Annotated in this window: 13 protein-coding genes and 2 pseudogenes; 3 read left to right on the top strand and 12 right to left on the bottom strand. The window is 54.1% G+C overall.

Annotation, left to right across the window (positions count from 1 at the left end; translation table 11 throughout):
- Positions 1 to 325: 325 nt before the first annotated feature.
- The 9 genes from M2368_RS17550 to M2368_RS17510 form a co-directional block, all read right to left on the bottom strand.
- Positions 326 to 1,300 (bottom strand): sugar kinase, encoded by a 975-nt coding sequence (locus tag M2368_RS17550; protein WP_133834632.1) that lies wholly within the window; start codon positions 1,298 to 1,300, stop codon positions 326 to 328.
- Entirely contained in the window at positions 1,297 to 1,956 is a 660-nt protein-coding gene (locus M2368_RS17545) for a bifunctional 4-hydroxy-2-oxoglutarate aldolase/2-dehydro-3-deoxy-phosphogluconate aldolase (RefSeq protein ID WP_133834631.1), read from the bottom strand. The genes M2368_RS17550 and M2368_RS17545 overlap by 4 nt, the downstream gene beginning before the upstream one ends.
- The gene (locus tag M2368_RS17540; RefSeq protein WP_133834630.1) at positions 1,953 to 3,425 is read right to left on the bottom strand and encodes a mannitol dehydrogenase family protein; all 1,473 of its coding nucleotides are present in this window, start codon (positions 3,423 to 3,425) and stop codon (positions 1,953 to 1,955) included. The genes M2368_RS17545 and M2368_RS17540 overlap by 4 nt, the downstream gene beginning before the upstream one ends.
- Before the next feature lie 3 nt (positions 3,426 to 3,428).
- A complete protein-coding gene (gene manD / locus M2368_RS17535) occupies positions 3,429 to 4,652 on the bottom strand; it encodes a D-mannonate dehydratase ManD (protein ID WP_133834629.1) in 1,224 nt (407 codons plus the stop codon).
- Positions 4,653 to 4,716: 64 nt separating this feature from the next.
- The gene (locus M2368_RS17530) at positions 4,717 to 5,457 is read right to left on the bottom strand and encodes an amino acid ABC transporter ATP-binding protein (protein ID WP_133834628.1); all 741 of its coding nucleotides are present in this window, start codon (positions 5,455 to 5,457) and stop codon (positions 4,717 to 4,719) included.
- Between the two features lie 69 nt (positions 5,458 to 5,526).
- A complete protein-coding gene (locus M2368_RS17525; protein ID WP_133834627.1) occupies positions 5,527 to 6,330 on the bottom strand; it encodes an amino acid ABC transporter permease in 804 nt (267 codons plus the stop codon).
- Positions 6,330 to 6,977, bottom strand: coding sequence for an amino acid ABC transporter permease (locus M2368_RS17520; RefSeq protein WP_133834626.1), 648 nt, complete (start codon positions 6,975 to 6,977; stop codon positions 6,330 to 6,332). Before M2368_RS17520 ends, M2368_RS17525 begins: the two co-directional genes overlap by 1 nt.
- Before the next feature lie 27 nt (positions 6,978 to 7,004).
- A complete protein-coding gene (locus M2368_RS17515; protein WP_498724758.1) occupies positions 7,005 to 7,841 on the bottom strand; it encodes a transporter substrate-binding domain-containing protein in 837 nt (278 codons plus the stop codon).
- Between the two features lie 137 nt (positions 7,842 to 7,978).
- Positions 7,979 to 8,947 (bottom strand): LacI family DNA-binding transcriptional regulator, encoded by a 969-nt coding sequence (locus M2368_RS17510; RefSeq protein WP_133834624.1) that lies wholly within the window; start codon positions 8,945 to 8,947, stop codon positions 7,979 to 7,981.
- Positions 8,948 to 9,723: 776 nt separating this feature from the next.
- On the opposite strand from M2368_RS17510, the gene M2368_RS17505 reads away from it, so the two are divergent.
- The 3 genes and pseudogenes from M2368_RS17505 to M2368_RS17495 all read left to right on the top strand — a co-directional run.
- Positions 9,724 to 10,017, top strand: a complete 294-nt coding sequence (locus tag M2368_RS17505; RefSeq protein ID WP_286172281.1) for a winged helix-turn-helix transcriptional regulator — start codon at positions 9,724 to 9,726, stop codon at positions 10,015 to 10,017.
- Positions 9,957 to 10,085: an Lrp/AsnC ligand binding domain-containing protein gene (locus M2368_RS17500; RefSeq protein WP_286172283.1), complete on the top strand. Its 129-nt coding sequence runs from the start codon at positions 9,957 to 9,959 to the stop codon at positions 10,083 to 10,085. Before M2368_RS17505 ends, M2368_RS17500 begins: the two co-directional genes overlap by 61 nt.
- Before the next feature lie 254 nt (positions 10,086 to 10,339).
- A pseudogene (locus M2368_RS17495) lies at positions 10,340 to 10,441 on the top strand (excalibur calcium-binding domain-containing protein); the annotation flags it as partial.
- Between the two features lie 279 nt (positions 10,442 to 10,720).
- Here the strand turns inward: M2368_RS17495 and M2368_RS17490 are convergent.
- The 3 genes and pseudogenes from M2368_RS17490 to M2368_RS17480 all read right to left on the bottom strand — a co-directional run bounded on the left by M2368_RS17490 (position 10,721) and on the right by M2368_RS17480 (position 13,440).
- Positions 10,721 to 11,187 (bottom strand): annotated as a pseudogene (locus M2368_RS17490) (HPP family protein).
- 89 nt (positions 11,188 to 11,276) lie between these two features.
- Positions 11,277 to 12,170 (bottom strand): LysR family transcriptional regulator, encoded by an 894-nt coding sequence (locus M2368_RS17485; protein ID WP_133834623.1) that lies wholly within the window; start codon positions 12,168 to 12,170, stop codon positions 11,277 to 11,279.
- 100 nt (positions 12,171 to 12,270) lie between these two features.
- Positions 12,271 to 13,440, bottom strand: coding sequence for an NAD-dependent formate dehydrogenase (locus M2368_RS17480; protein ID WP_133834622.1), 1,170 nt, complete (start codon positions 13,438 to 13,440; stop codon positions 12,271 to 12,273).
- Positions 13,441 to 14,403: the final 963 nt, after the last annotated feature.

Raw genomic sequence — 14,403 nt, 5'->3', positions numbered from 1 at the left:
CCGGCAGCCGCGTTGCCGGCAGCCCGCCCGATTTGCCGGCAGCCCGCCCGATGATACGTCCCCCATCCACCAGGCACCAAGTGCCAGGTACCAGGCAGGCGACTGGCAACACAAAAACCACGCGATGCCATAGGATAGAATTCCGGTTCGTCTTGCGTATCCGCTGGCTCATCGAAGATGCTGGGCTTCCACGTAACGGCGATGGACGTGGCTTTCTCGGCAGCCCTCTTCACAAGTTCCCTCACCTTTGAGGCGGATTCCCTCGCCCGAGCCCACCGCAGGTCCTCTGCGAAACTTTTCTCCCGCTGAGGCATCTCATCATGTCTCAGCGAAGCACTGGTTCACTACTATCCAAAACATGCAGCTCGGCTCGTGAAGGTAGTCCTTCCCAATCGCCTGGTGATAGACAAGCGAAAGCACCAACTCGCACGGCAGTAGCTAATGCCTGTTGCACCGTACCTCCAGCGCAGCGCTCGGTCAGATATCCGGAGACAAAAGCATCGCCTGCACCAACAGTGTCAATGACTTGGATCTGGATGGCGGAAACTTCACTTACAACTCCGTTATCCAGCGCCAAAGCACCTTCAGACCCTCGTTTGATGACTACTTCCGCCGGACCCAGCAAGCTCATGCGTTCTGCAAGCGTCACGGGATCACCTTCCCCAACGATCATCTGTGCTTCATCCTCGCCGGCGAAAACAATGTCTACAAGAGCCAAGATTTCGGTAATGACCCTAGTCGCGTCGCTCTGACTCCACAATTGAGCCCGATAGTTAACATCGAAGGACACTTTTAACCCGCGAGCTTTTGCCCTGCGTGCCATGCTGAAACACGTTGCACGAGCCGAATCCGAGAGCGCCAAAGTAATTCCCGTAAGGTGAACCGTCCCGGCTCGTTCGAGTATCGGATCCGGGATATCGCTGGGCTCCAGCTTCGAACCTGCGCTGCCGGCGCGATAATACATAACACGCTGATGCTGGTTGGTACGCTGCTCTTTGACCATCAGACCGGTCGGGGCCGTCGTGTCTATTACAGCATGAGCAAGGACAGCTTCGCCACGGATTTCCCGCAGGACTCTGTAACCAATGGGATCTTCTCCCACACGACCACACCAAATGGCTTGACCGCCGAGACGCTGAATTCCTATGGCCACGTTGGATTCTGAACCGCCAACCCCGACTGAGGCGGCGTTTGCATTAGCGAGCGGTCCGGCAGGCGAGGTTCGAAACAACCCCATGGTTTCTCCAAAGGTCAACACTGCTTCGGGCTGTCCCGCTTTTTCCCAATGCGTTTCGCTCATGATGCGCTGAATTCCTTAACCTGTTCGACAACGCGAACCGAACGCTCGCTCAGCGATTTGAGGTCTCCGCCCTTAAATGCGTCGAGCAATAACGGGCCACCGAGGCTGACAGCTAATGCACCAGCTCGCATCCACTGAACAGCACTTTCCAATGAGACGCCGCCGGAAGGGACCACCTGGATCTCGGGGAACGGTCCGCGCAAATGAGAAATATAGCTAGGTCCGAATACGCAAGCTGGGAAGACCTTCACCGCGCTCGCGCCGAGTGTCCACCCGTCATGCAATTCACTGGGCGTCAGTCCTCCTGGAAATATCGGTACCCCACGGGATACCGCGCGATCTATGATTCCTGGCCGTGTGGTTGGCGTGACGAGATAGTCGGCACCCGCATCGATCAGTGGGTCAACCTCCGACAGCGCGGTCACCGTTCCCACCCCGAGGTCGATTGAGTTCCCAAATTGCCGCCGCAGAACTGGCAGTTCCTCAATAACTCCAGGGGTGCTGAGCGTTAATTCCACGCTCACGATACCCCCTGCTATTAAGGCCTCGATCACTGGGGCATAGTCACGTGCGTGTTCCGCACGTAGCACAGCAATCACCGGAGCAGATTGCAAACGGGGAGATACCGGTCTCGCGAATTTAGTGTTCTGGCTCATGCCCTTTTCCATTCCGTTGTATTCATTGCCTCGGACAAAGCTTCACGTGGCCCTGAACTGTGCAGAAGATCCACATAACGCCCCACGCGAGCGATAAATTCTTGGTCCTCGGCGACATCATCACCGAGGAACCGAAGCTCGGCCAATGCGATATGCGCTAATTCTGTTCCGTTCGAGGCTGCTGCGGTGCGCTCGCGCAAGACCTCTCGTAACGGATCTTGCATGGCCCGCGCATGTTCGCCCGGATCAAAACCGGGTAGCGGACTGACACAGCTGAGATAGCCGGACACCGTCAGGGCCAATAGTTCACGACTCTGCCCATTTTCACGCAATTGCTGGCTAGGGAAAGGCACGCGTTCGCGCAGCTTCACAGAGCCATCCGATCCTACTTGGCTCGTGCGGTGTCCCAAGGCCACGTTGCGCCAACGTCCGAAGAGCTCTGCCTCATAGGCGCGGACATCCACTCCCTGAGGGACTTGGACGCTTGGAAGGTATTCTTCTCTCAACACCTTTCGAGCTGCATCTGCGATCCACGGGTCGGAGACAGACTCGGGAATAGTTGCTGCCCCGGAGAGCGCGCCCAGATATGCCAAGAGCGAGTGTGTTCCGTTGAGCAATCGCACCTTGAGCTGTTCGAACTTGTCGACTTCGTCGCTGAAGATGGCCCCGCCGGCTTCCCACTGCGGACGTCCTGCAGCAAAGTTGTCTTCAATAATCCACATGCTGAAAGGTTCAGCCGGGACTGGAACTGCATCAGTGTATCCCGTTGCCGACGTCACCTGATCAATAAGTTCCTGCGTCGTCGAAGGCACAATGCGATCGACCATCGTGGAAGGGAAGGTGACATTGCGTTGAATCCATAATGCCAAGGAAACTCCCCTTCCCTGCGGTAGCTCGGCGATGAAATCTGCTACAAGAGTCTTAGTCAGTGCCCCATTATGGGATAGGTTGTCACAACTCAAGATTGTCACCGGTCCGTTGCCAGCCAGCATGCGGCGTTCGAGCCCAAGGGCGATCTGCCCAATGGGAGTCACCGGAAGTTCATGGCCGTCCAGATCCTGCTGGACCCGGGCATCAGCCAAATTTAAACGACGGGTTACCGGATCGAAGGTATAGCCGTTCTCGGTTACCGTCAGCGAAACGATCTTAATACGCGGGTCTGCTATCAGTTCTAGAAGTCGCTCTCCTTCATTGGCCGCAACCAGCGCATCAGTATGAACGTTGGGCACCGAGTAGGAATAATCATCTGGTGAAATTTGAGCGACCGTATAACAGAAGTCCTGCTTTTTCATAGCATCAACTACTGCGGCCGTACGACTGGCAACCCCGATGATTCCCCAGTCACCACCATGGGCATCAATCGCGGCTCGGGTATAGGTCGCCATATGCGCCCGATGAAAATTGCCCAGTCCTAGATGGATAATCCCGGGCCCGAAATTTCGAGGCCTGCGCTCTACGTGATCCGTCATGGCCTACCAGTCCTTGACAGAACCGTCGAGATTACGGGCAACGGGCAAATATGCCTGCCTGTATTCGAACTTACGGGCTGCTTTCTCATCGAACTCAACACCCAGGCCCGGCTTATCGGATGGATGCAGGTAGCCGTCGTTGAAGGTGTAATGGGAGGTGAAGACCTCGGATACCAGGGGGTCGTAGCCCATATGTTCCTGGATAGCGAAGTTGCTGGTGGCCAAGCCCAGATGCAAGGAGGCTGCCATGTTGATAGGCGAAACATCGGATGGGCCATGAGGCGCGCCCTGAACGTTAAATACCTCGGCAAGAGCCAAGATCTTACGCATGTGGGAAATTCCGCCAGCGTGTACGACCGCACAGCGGATGTAATCGACAAGCCGTTCGGTAAGAATCTGCTGGCAATCCCAAATCGTATTAAAAACCTCGCCGATGGCCAGAGGAATCGTGGACTGGTTCCTGACCTGTCGAAGTAGCTGCGGGTTTTCGGCAGGCATGACATCTTCAAGCCAGAACAAACGGACAACCTCGAGGTCTTGGGCCAATCGCGCGGCTTCGGAGGGTGTCAGCCGGTGGTGCACATCATGAAGCAGATGCAATTCGTCGCCTACCGCATCGCGTACCCGGGCCAACATCTGCGGTGCGGTACGAAGATAAGCAGCGCTATCCCAGTCTTCTGTTACGGGTCCAATGCCACGTCCAGCTGGTTCGTAGGTAGCCGCTTCACGGGTCACCCCGTAAACTTTCTCCAGCCCTGGCACACCAAACTGAACCCGAACTGCCCGGAAACCTTCGGTCTGGCGCTGGGCTACCGAGTCCATGAGCTCTTCGAATCCCCAACCCGTCGCATGGGTGTAAGTCAGGATCTTGTCCCGTGCCGCACCGCCTAGCAACTGGTAAACCGGCATGTCGGCAGCCTTGCCCTTGATATCCCACAGCGCCATGTCGATGGCGCCGATGGCGGCCATGGTGATCGGGCCGCGGCGCCAATAGGCGCCTTTGTAGAAGAACTGCCAGGTATCTTCAATACGTTCGGCATCGCGTCCGATCAGCGCAGGGCACAAATGATCCTTGAGGTAGCTGGCGACGGATAGCTCACGGCCGTTGACGGTGGCGTCGCCATAGCCGACGAGCCCGTCACTTGTTGTAATTTTGAGGGTGACGTAGTTTCGGCTTGGACTACTGACAAAAACCTCAGCAGCAGTAATTGTTCTGTTGGCAGGCATGCTATTTCCTTCGTGGCATGTGGGGTGCTGGAAGCACTTCAGTTCAAGCTGTACAAGGTGAAAATCAGAGAACCTTGCTCAGGAAATCTTGAGCACGGGCTGTCTTGGGTGAGGAGAAGAACTCGGCCGGGGTGTTTTCCTCGACGATTTCGCCATCAGCCATGAAGATGATTCGGTCTGCAGCAGTCTGGGCAAAGCCCATTTCATGAGTCACCACAACCATGGTCATGCCTTCGCCCGTGAGCTCTACGATCACGTCCAGTACTTCCTTGATCATCTCCGGGTCCAGGGCCGAGGTCGGCTCGTCGAAAAGCATGACCTTCGGTTTCATTGCCAGAGCTCGGGCGATTGCCACACGCTGTTGCTGCCCTCCAGATAGCGCGCTGGGTCGCTTGTTGGCCTGATGGCCAACTCCAACACGTTCAAGCAACTGGAGTGCCCGTTCCTTGACCTCAGCCGGTTTCTGCCCAAGTACCTGGACCGGCGCCAACATGACGTTTTCCAACACGGTCATGTGAGAGAAGAGGTTGAACTGCTGGAAAACCATCCCGACTTCAGCTCGCAGTTGAGCCAATGGTTTACTCTCCGAGGGCAGCTCTTTGCCATCGATGATGATGCGCCCTTCGGACGTTGGCTCCAGACGGTTGATGGTGCGGCATAAGGTTGACTTCCCCGATCCGGACGGGCCGAGAATGACTACGACTTCACCGGGACTGACATCGAGATTGACATTCTTGAGTGCATGAAATTGTCCAAACCATTTTTCGACCCCTTGGATGGAAATCATCGGTTCATTTGCAGGCATGGCTGAATAACCTTTACTAGAAGTGAGTGACAAGGAACGATTGCCGCTTCTTGAGAATTTGAGCGCGGTCTAGGAAACTCGCTGACTGAGAAGTGAGGAGATTATTCCCAACAGAAGGCAGATAGCCACGTAGATCAGGGCAATCGCTGCGAAAATCGGCACAGCGTACTCTCCGCCGAGGAATTCGATTGCGTGCTCACCAGTGAGCAATAGGTCGGTGTATCCGATGACGAAGCCCAATGACGAAGCCTTGGTAACTCGGACCATCTCACTGACTAAGCTTGGGAGAACGAGCTTGACCACCTGGGGTAGCTGGATGAAGCGCAACGTTTTCACCGTGCGTAGCCCCAAAGCATGTGCTGCTTCGGTTTGGCCACGAGGAAGTGCCATGAATCCCGAACGGAACACTTCTGACATCGCAGTGCTCTCGTATAAAACCAGACCTACGACCAGGGCCCAAAAAGTGTTAATGGACCAGCCGGTAACTGCCGGGATGCCGAGGTAGATAAAGAACACTAAAAGTAGTTCAGGCAACCCGCGCAATGCTTCGATCCAGATCCGGCAAAGCGTGTTCAACCATTTCCGATGGGACAAACGCCCCAATGCCAACAGGAGTCCTACGACAAGCGAAAGCAGGACACAGACGATGGCTACTTTGGTGGTAGCCCATAATCCTTTACCTAGTGCTTCGAGCAGATCCGGGGTCGTGAGAACTTCCCAGCGCTCCGCGTCAAATAATCCCTGCTCGTGGAGGGTGAAGGAGGCAAGCACCAAAAGCAGCGCAATGGGAATGGAACCTCCCATGATTCCAAGGCGAATTCGCCGTCGTTCAATTGGCCCAGGAGTTTCGAAGAAAGATGCTGTAGTTGCCATTACGTCGTGAACACCACCTTACGTTCCACGATTCCTGCAATATATCCGGCAGGAATGGTGAGTAATGAGTAGAGAAGAGCTGTAAACACCATGAGTGCTATTACGGCTGAATCATTTGTATTAATGAGCTGGAGCATTCCGCCAAACAGCTCGGTGACGCCAAACACGCCAGCAATTGCAGTCACCTTGATGAGCGCAATCATGGTGTTGATCAAAGGGGGTACGGAGTTTCGGATCCCTTGCGGAAAGACAATTTGGCGAAGAATCTTGCTCTTCTTAAGTCCCAGCGCTTGGGCTGCTTCCAGCTGGCCACGTCCGATAGCGTTGATTCCTGACCGAAACGCATCGGAGAAATACGCCGAAAAGTATACGGTGATTCCGATGCAAGCCAGTGCGAAAAAAGAAAGTTTCACGCCGAGCAAAGGCAGCACGAAAATCGTGAAGAAAAGGTGCGCCGCAGCGGGGATATTGCGCATCAGGCCTACGTATACCGCGTTGACCACGCGGAGGAACTTAGACGGAGAGATCGAGAATGAGGCAAGTATCAAGCCGAAGACGATCGATATCATCCCGGAGATCATGGCCAGCAATATAGTCTTGCCGAATGCTGCAATGAATACATCAAAGTTTTCTATGACTGCGTTCATGGGCTTATTCCTTAGTTGAGGGATGGCTTAGCAGCCAGTCATTTCCTCAGGCTTGGCCGGAGCTTCAAGACCTGACTTGCCCATATGCTCATCCCACATTTTCACGATACTTCCGTCGTCGAAGGCCTCATTGAGTTTTTCATTGAGGTATTCACACAGATCGCTGCGGTCCTTTGACATGCCGATGCCCCAACGTTCTTCTTCGCCGTACTTGATTGGGGTGAACTCGAAAACATCTGGCTTTTCTTCAACGAATCCTGCCAATAGCGGGGCAGTTGAGTCCACGGCATCCGCGGTTCCTTGTTCAAGTGCACGGATGCAATTGGTCAACACGTTGAATTCGACAATCTCGGCCTGCGGGATTTCTTCGGCTACACGTGGCTGTCCTTGGCTTCCTTGAAGTACGCAGACTTTGGTGCCCTTGGGGATTTCTTCGAGTGTCTGCATTTTCTCGGCGTCACCCTTGCGGACAATCAGCTGCGGGCTGGTCTTTAGATACGGACCGGAGATGTTGACCGTCTCTTCACGCTCTGGAGTCATCGCCAATGCGGTGACGAACATGTCGATCTTTCCCTGCTCAATGAACGGGATTCGGTTAGCCGCAGTTGTTTGCACCCATTCGATGTTGTCGGCTTCGATTCCCAAGGTACCCGCTAGGTATTCGGCCAAGTCCATATTGAACCCTTCCCATTCCTGCTGGAGGTTCAGTTCCGCAAGGCCGGGTTGGTTGGGCGAAGCTCCCAGTTTGATTTTCCCCGCTTGCGCGATCTTGGCCATGGTCGACCCTTCTGGAAAATCAACATTCTTGACAGGCGCACCTGAATCTCCTGCACAAGACGAAGTGAGTAATGCCAGGACTGCCAATGACGAGAGAGCAGCTGCCTTAAACGTTTTCTTCATGATGAATACACCACTTTCATTTTGGGCACACCAAGTAAACCCAAGTGTTGAGATGGGATTTTCTAGGGAATCCTAGAATTCTTTGCTAACGAGCCAGAACCTTACTGATGAATCTTTCGAGCAGTCGAGCCTCGGACAATGAGCTGGGATTCGAGTTTTGTGGTTTGTTGTGTCACTTCGTGTTGTTCCACCAGCTTGATGAGCTGATCGACACTAGCAGTTCCACAATCGTTGATTCCGAGTCTGACGGTGGTCATTCCTGGGTCGGCGATTGCGGCAACGTCAAGATCATCGATGCCAACAATGCTGATGTCTTCCGGACAGTGCATTCCCAAGGTCCGCAAGCCGGCTTCCAGGCCTAGCGCGACAAGATCGTTGTAAGCAATGACGGCAGTTGCTCCACAGGCCGCTACCGAGGCCGCAGCCGCGAGACCCCCATGAGTGGAAGCTGCCTGGTTGCGCATGACCGTCAACTGCATGGAATACGACTCAGAGATTGCGGCTATCTGCCTATGCCTTTGGGTATTCGCCCACGACATTTTGGGTCCAGCCACATATGCAATATGCCGATGCCCCAGTGAATGCAAATGCTCGACGGCTTGGTGCAACCCGTTCTCAGTTTCCATCAGAATTTGAGGAAGCGGGTCAACCTCTCCATTGATAACGACAGTTGGAGTCGCCCCGACAGCTCCTTTGATCGCGCTAGATCCAGCTCGCGGCGAACATAATACGATCCCGTCGACTGCTCTCCCCATGGTGGAGAGAATCTCGATTTCGCGTAGTGGATCTTCGCCTGTGTCCGCACTGTAGATCAGGTGACGCCCAGACCATGCACGTTCTTGGATCGACTTCATCATCGTTGCGTAAACGGCATTAGACGAATCCGGAACCACCACAGCAAATGTGTGTTGCGCTTTTCGCTGTACGGGAATGTCATATCCAAGCTTCAGTGCGGCGGAAACTACTTTTCGTTGCGTATCTGCCGAAAGCAAGTTCGAATCCTTGAACGCGCGAGATGCAGTCGCTAGCGACACTCCGGCTTCAGCAGCAACCGACTTAAGCGTGACCATATGCACCTCGTGAACTCGCAAACTCTTCCTTGAACATGACTAGCATCACATAGTTTTCACTAGAATGCAATGTTTTCATGAGTTTTCATAAATGCTGTTCGCTAAGATATTTCCAACCGGGAGTTGAACCGTAAGGGTAGAACTGAAAATTCGTTGCTCTCGCGAGCTCTATCCTCCGAATGGCTCCAGACCACAGTGTTTGTAGAACATGAATCATACGAATGCTGCCCTTGCGGTCGTGCCAAACAGGCGTTCAATGTCCGAAGACAGAAGCCGTGCGTTGAAGACCTATTAACGTTGCGAAGCTCGAGCTGGTGCAACTGTTTTGGAGCGCGTATCAGCAGATGGCTGATGCCTACTGGTAGAAGAACCGGAGATGGGGACGTAGAACATTGAGCAATTGGTCGCCGAGATCGGTACCAAAGCATCGAAGGATTTATCAGCTTCGAAGAAGCTCAGTATCGCGTGGGGTTCCAAAGATTATGCGCACAGTGCACTACATCGCACGGTCATTGTTGAAAATCCGTGGTTTTAGATACCGCTTACACTCTGACCTCGCGCGGTGTCCCCTGCCCGAGAGGGGACCAGCTCGTCCGATACCGATGATTCCAAACTCATATAGCAATGATAGGGAAAATTCTGCCCAATTTGATTGCTTATATTTGCAGTATCATGTGCTCATGAGCAATGAAATGAAGCTTGACTCGATAGATCAGGAAATTATATTTCAACTTTAGCAAGATGGCCGCCTGACGAATCTTGAACTGTCCAAACGGGTGGGGCTGACTCCTGCCCCTTGTTTGCGTCGAGTGCAGCGGCTTGAAGAGAGCGGAGTGATTTCCGGGTATTACGCGGCGATTGATCCTGTTGCGTCGGGGCGCGGGTTTTGCGTGGTGATGTCCATTGAGATCACGATGACTGACCGAGATACTGTCGAGAATTTCGAGTCGTCAGTAGCTGCGCTTGAAGAAGTTCCGGAGGTTCGCCGGGTGTACGGGTTCCTGATTATATCGTTACTGTTCACGTTCCAGACGGCAACGCCTACGAACGTTTTCAGACTGAAAAGATGACGAAGCTTCCAGGGGTTCGTCATATCACGTCGCATTTGACGATGAAGCTGGTGAAGGGCCGAGAATAGTTTGACGCGAAGTAGTTGGCACCCGCAGCATCGTCAGGCATGCGGCCTTTCAAATGGCTATGCATCCGTAGCCCCCTCATCCTGCTGTACCGTTCTGGCTTTCACTAATCGGCTGGTGCCCGGCGCGCAGATAATACTCAGAGCTCTTCGAGATGTTCGAATGAATTTCAACATCCTTCGTGAGAAGCAACCCGATTAGATGAGCTAAGCGGGGAGACGGAGAGCAGCAGGCGTACACGCCGTATGCGAATTATTCTGAAGCTCTCGCTGCAGGCGCGGCACCGATCAGCCGTGTCGATCCCTGCTATAAATCGCATCTTGATCGCGATGGGGGACGGATCGGTTACGACTCCTAGCTCCCCAAACTCGCTGGTACGATAGCCATTGTTGTGGTCATTGGTCAGAATCACGGATCTTGCAGATCTCACTTCTCGACATGCCTGTGGATATTGCCAACTCCGATATCCCTGCCCCACCCTGCAAAGCGTCGCGGATCGCCCAGTGAAGTTCCTTCCTGAGTGCCACTATTTCTGCCAGTTTTGCATTCACTTGCACTTCCAAATAGCGTATGTGCTCCCTTTCACCCATGCTGACCTCCGTTTTCTTTTCTCACGCGATGTTTCAGGAAAATTCAATCAATCAATTGCTCTCATGGTTGACGTGCTTCGTTTTTGCATCATCACGATTCGGAAAGCCACTCCACACATCGCCACAAACACCGACCCCAACAGGACCGGAAAAATAAGGTAGTCCCATCCCTCATACGCAAGCAAAATTGCTATGGGATTACCTCCAGCTGGCGGATGTGTGACACGCAACAACGCCATCGCCGCTATCGATACACCGACAGAAAGTGCGAGGCTCCACCACACGATCGGAAAAATGTTCGGGCTAGCAGCCCGCAGCATGCTGATACGACATGGCCGCCAACCACGTTGATCGGTTGAGCCATGGGGGACTCGGGCAAAAGAAAAACCAAGACGCACGAAGAGCCGAATGCAGCTATAAGGACAGGCGTGCCAGTGAGGCAACCCAAAATCGTGAGGCTTGCAATGACAGCAAAACTTCCCACCGAAGCAGTCACGATACGCCCCCAACTCATTGGGTGTTGTGTACGTTTCAAATAGGCAAGAAATGCCGGTTGTAGTGACATGGGACCTTTCAAAAGATGGCTCCCGCAACGGCGAATAGTCAGTCAGAGGTGAGGACGGAGCGAACTGCGTCATCGATCGCTTCCGATAGAGATTCTGCCGAACGACTGGCAAGGCGGACGATAGCCACGGGCATCGTGACATGTGGATCTGTTAGCGAAAACACACGGATATTGGGGTTCAGCGGATACTCGGTAATTGCCGATTCTGGGAGCACTGCGGCCCATGGGCCGCAAGCCACCAGGCTCAGAAGTGATTCCAGGGAATCGACTTCGAGTCGAGGTTCAAGATGGATTCCATGTTCCAGCATCCGTTTATCGAGCTGTTGCCGCGCACGCATATCGGGTGCTAGCAGGGCGAGCTGAACTTCGTTGAGCATGCGTCCTCGAATGATTTTAGTATCCGAGGAAAAAATCCCAGTCGATGCAATTACCACGTTGGATAATTCGCCAAAGGCCACTTCGTGCAAATCCGGTCCATCTGCTGCTGATGGCAGAATCACCCCCGCTTCCAGTTCGAAGCTCCGGAGTTTGGATACGATTTCTTCGCTGCTGAGCCCTGTATTCAAGGACGCAGTCACTGACGGGTGGGTCTTTCCCAGTTCCGAAATAACAGTTGCCCCGATTGAGCTTCCAGCGGGAATCGCACCTATGCGGATGTGGGCATTCAAATTGCCTTTTGCTGCCGATAGATCCGTGAGCAGGGAATCCTGATCGGATAATATCCGTCGCGCCCAAAGCAACGCGAGCTCCCCTTCACCGGTAAGCCCCTGGAAATTTCTGCCTCGGTTGACCAGCTGCGCCCCAAGTTCTGCTTCCAGTTTCTGGATCGACTCGGACAAGGCCGACGGTGAAACAAAACAGGCGGCCGCGGCTCGCCCGAAATGCCGCTCGCGAGCCAATGCCACAAAGTATTCCAGTTGACTAAGAAGCAAAACAGTCCTGCTTTCGTTTTCCCATGGCTCATAGGGGCATGGGCATGGGCTCACTGCGATGGCAATTGATATGACCCATGCCCAATTCTCCTACAGAAAACTACTTCTTTTCAGCGTACGAGTGAGCTCCGGTTCCAGCGTAGTTACCACCCTGAACGATCAGGTATTCAGGGCGGATCTCGCGTCCCTCAAAGAAGCACTCCAGGATTTCCCGAGTGCCTGCCGCATACTTCGCCTGGGCAGAGAGCGAAGTCCCGGAAGTATGGGTCGTCATCGCATTGTGCGGCATGGTGCGCCATGGGTGGTCTACTGGTGCGGGCTGGGGTGCCCATACGTCTCCGGCGTAGCCGGCCAGTTGGCCCGATTCCAGCGCACGAACGATGGCGTCACGGTCTGCGATTGCGCCGCGGGCGGGGTTGACGATATACGAGCCGCGGCGCATGGTGCTCAGCAGCTGCTCATCAAGCAGTCCACTGGTCTCGTCGGTCAGAGGTGCATGGACCGTGAGCACGTCGATGTTCTTCACCAGGTCCTCGATGTTCTCGTGGAAAACCAGGTTGTACTTCTCTTCGTACTCGGCCGGGAGGCGGAAGCGATCCGTGTAGTGAAGGTGCACACCGAATGGTGCAAGGCGTTCCATGACAGCACGACCGATACGTCCCGCTGCGAACACACCCACATCCATGCCTTCGAGATCATAAGAACGCTCGACTGCATCGGCGATGTTCCAGCCGCCGTCAACAGCAATCTGGTGCTGGGGAACGAAATCACGAACCAGCACTAGTACCTGCATCACAGTGTGCTCAGCAACGGAGAGGGAGTTGCTGTAAGTTACTTCGGCAACCGTGATTCCAAGCTCGTTGGCCGTGTCCAGGTCAACATGGTCGCTGCCGATGCCAGCGGTCACAGCAATTTTCAGGTTCTTCGACTTAGCAAGGCGTTCAGGGGTGAGATAGGCCGGCCAGAATGGCTGGGAAATGATGACGTCAGCATCTACCAGTTCACGCTCAAAGACGGAATTTTCGCCATCTTTATCGCTTGTGACGACTAATTCGTGCCCGTTGTCCTCAAGGTACTTGCGCAGTCCCAGCTCTCCGGTTACCGACCCGAGAAGAGCACCAGGGGTGAAGTCGATTCCTTTGGGGTTCGGAAGCGTCTGACCGTTAGGGTAGTCAGGCAATTCAGGCAGGGAATCGCGGGCGTAGTCCTTCGGGAATTCTGGGAATCCATTCACTGGATCCGGATACAGGACGAGTACTACCTTAGCCATGATTTTCCTTCTGTATTTCGCGTTGAAGCACGAAATGCGCTTCTATTTCATGCTATTCCTGGCCTCGCTGGAGGTAAATCACGTACTCCCGGACGTGCATTCGGCGACACCGAATAACAATTCGGAGGACATCTCGCAGGACTTTTAGTTACTCAACCTTCAAGCCAATCGGGCGTGATGGCGACTTACGGTGAGGACGATTGCGACTGTTCGCGACGAACGCGAACTTCCCATCCCGGACATGCTTCGGGCAGCGCTGATGCCATTGCCAAATGAGTGGTCGGCAACCAGTCGCCTGACCGCGTTCGGGCATTTTCGTTTGGCTGAGCGCTGTCAAGCCGTCCAGCATCAGGCGTTTCTTGTGATGCCGGGGCTCTCCGGGAAGTCGTCTGCAAAAGCTGATCTCGATCCTTAGACGCTGCCGATCAGGCAAGAACCGATATTTATGGCCCGTCACCTCGTGAAAACTCGGGTGGCAAGAGGATGCAACAGAGCAAAAGCACGAATAAAAATACCTCTCTCATGGCTTCCCAACTGGCCAGATCCAAAAGAGACCATTTGGACTCGTTTCGAGGTCAGAGCAACGATTGGAGGAATTCCTCGTCGTCGACGACTGGTGAACCTTCCGGTTCGACCCGGCATGGGCTAACTCCGTAACTTTGCAGCAATAACTGCAGTTGAATTCTTCGTCGAGGAATAATAGGCATAGTATTGGGCTGGATTTATTCGGGTCAACCGAGTGAGTTCTGCAGCGAACGCAGACCCCAAATTTCTGTATTGGCTGCTTGCCTGGTGTCGTCCCCAAGATGCCAGGCGTCACATTTGGGTTCCCCCAGTCCCCAAATGTGCAAGGAAGCTCCCGGCCTGCAGGGCCGGGAGCCTTTTCTACGTTCCTGCCACCATGAAACCTGGCACTGCATTAGATCATCCGAAGCTCCGGTATCCCGTTCACCGGGTAACGAT

Origin of the sequence: Arthrobacter sp. JUb119, from assembly GCF_024807995.1 — a bacterium.
GTDB lineage: Bacteria > Actinomycetota > Actinomycetes > Actinomycetales > Micrococcaceae > Glutamicibacter.
This window is presented reverse-complemented; position numbering and strand designations above follow the sequence as displayed.

Coding starts and splice junctions, on each gene's coding strand:
- M2368_RS17550 (WP_133834632.1), bottom strand. CDS start 1,300: ATGAGCGAAACGCATTGGGAAAAAGCGGGACAGCCCGAAGCAGTGTTG.
- M2368_RS17545 (WP_133834631.1), bottom strand. CDS start 1,956: ATGAGCCAGAACACTAAATTCGCGAGACCGGTATCTCCCCGTTTGCAA.
- M2368_RS17540 (WP_133834630.1), bottom strand. CDS start 3,425: ATGACGGATCACGTAGAGCGCAGGCCTCGAAATTTCGGGCCCGGGATT.
- manD (WP_133834629.1), bottom strand. CDS start 4,652: ATGCCTGCCAACAGAACAATTACTGCTGCTGAGGTTTTTGTCAGTAGT.
- M2368_RS17530 (WP_133834628.1), bottom strand. CDS start 5,457: ATGCCTGCAAATGAACCGATGATTTCCATCCAAGGGGTCGAAAAATGG.
- M2368_RS17525 (WP_133834627.1), bottom strand. CDS start 6,330: ATGGCAACTACAGCATCTTTCTTCGAAACTCCTGGGCCAATTGAACGA.
- M2368_RS17520 (WP_133834626.1), bottom strand. CDS start 6,977: ATGAACGCAGTCATAGAAAACTTTGATGTATTCATTGCAGCATTCGGC.
- M2368_RS17510 (WP_133834624.1), bottom strand. CDS start 8,947: ATGGTCACGCTTAAGTCGGTTGCTGCTGAAGCCGGAGTGTCGCTAGCG.
- M2368_RS17480 (WP_133834622.1), bottom strand. CDS start 13,440: ATGGCTAAGGTAGTACTCGTCCTGTATCCGGATCCAGTGAATGGATTC.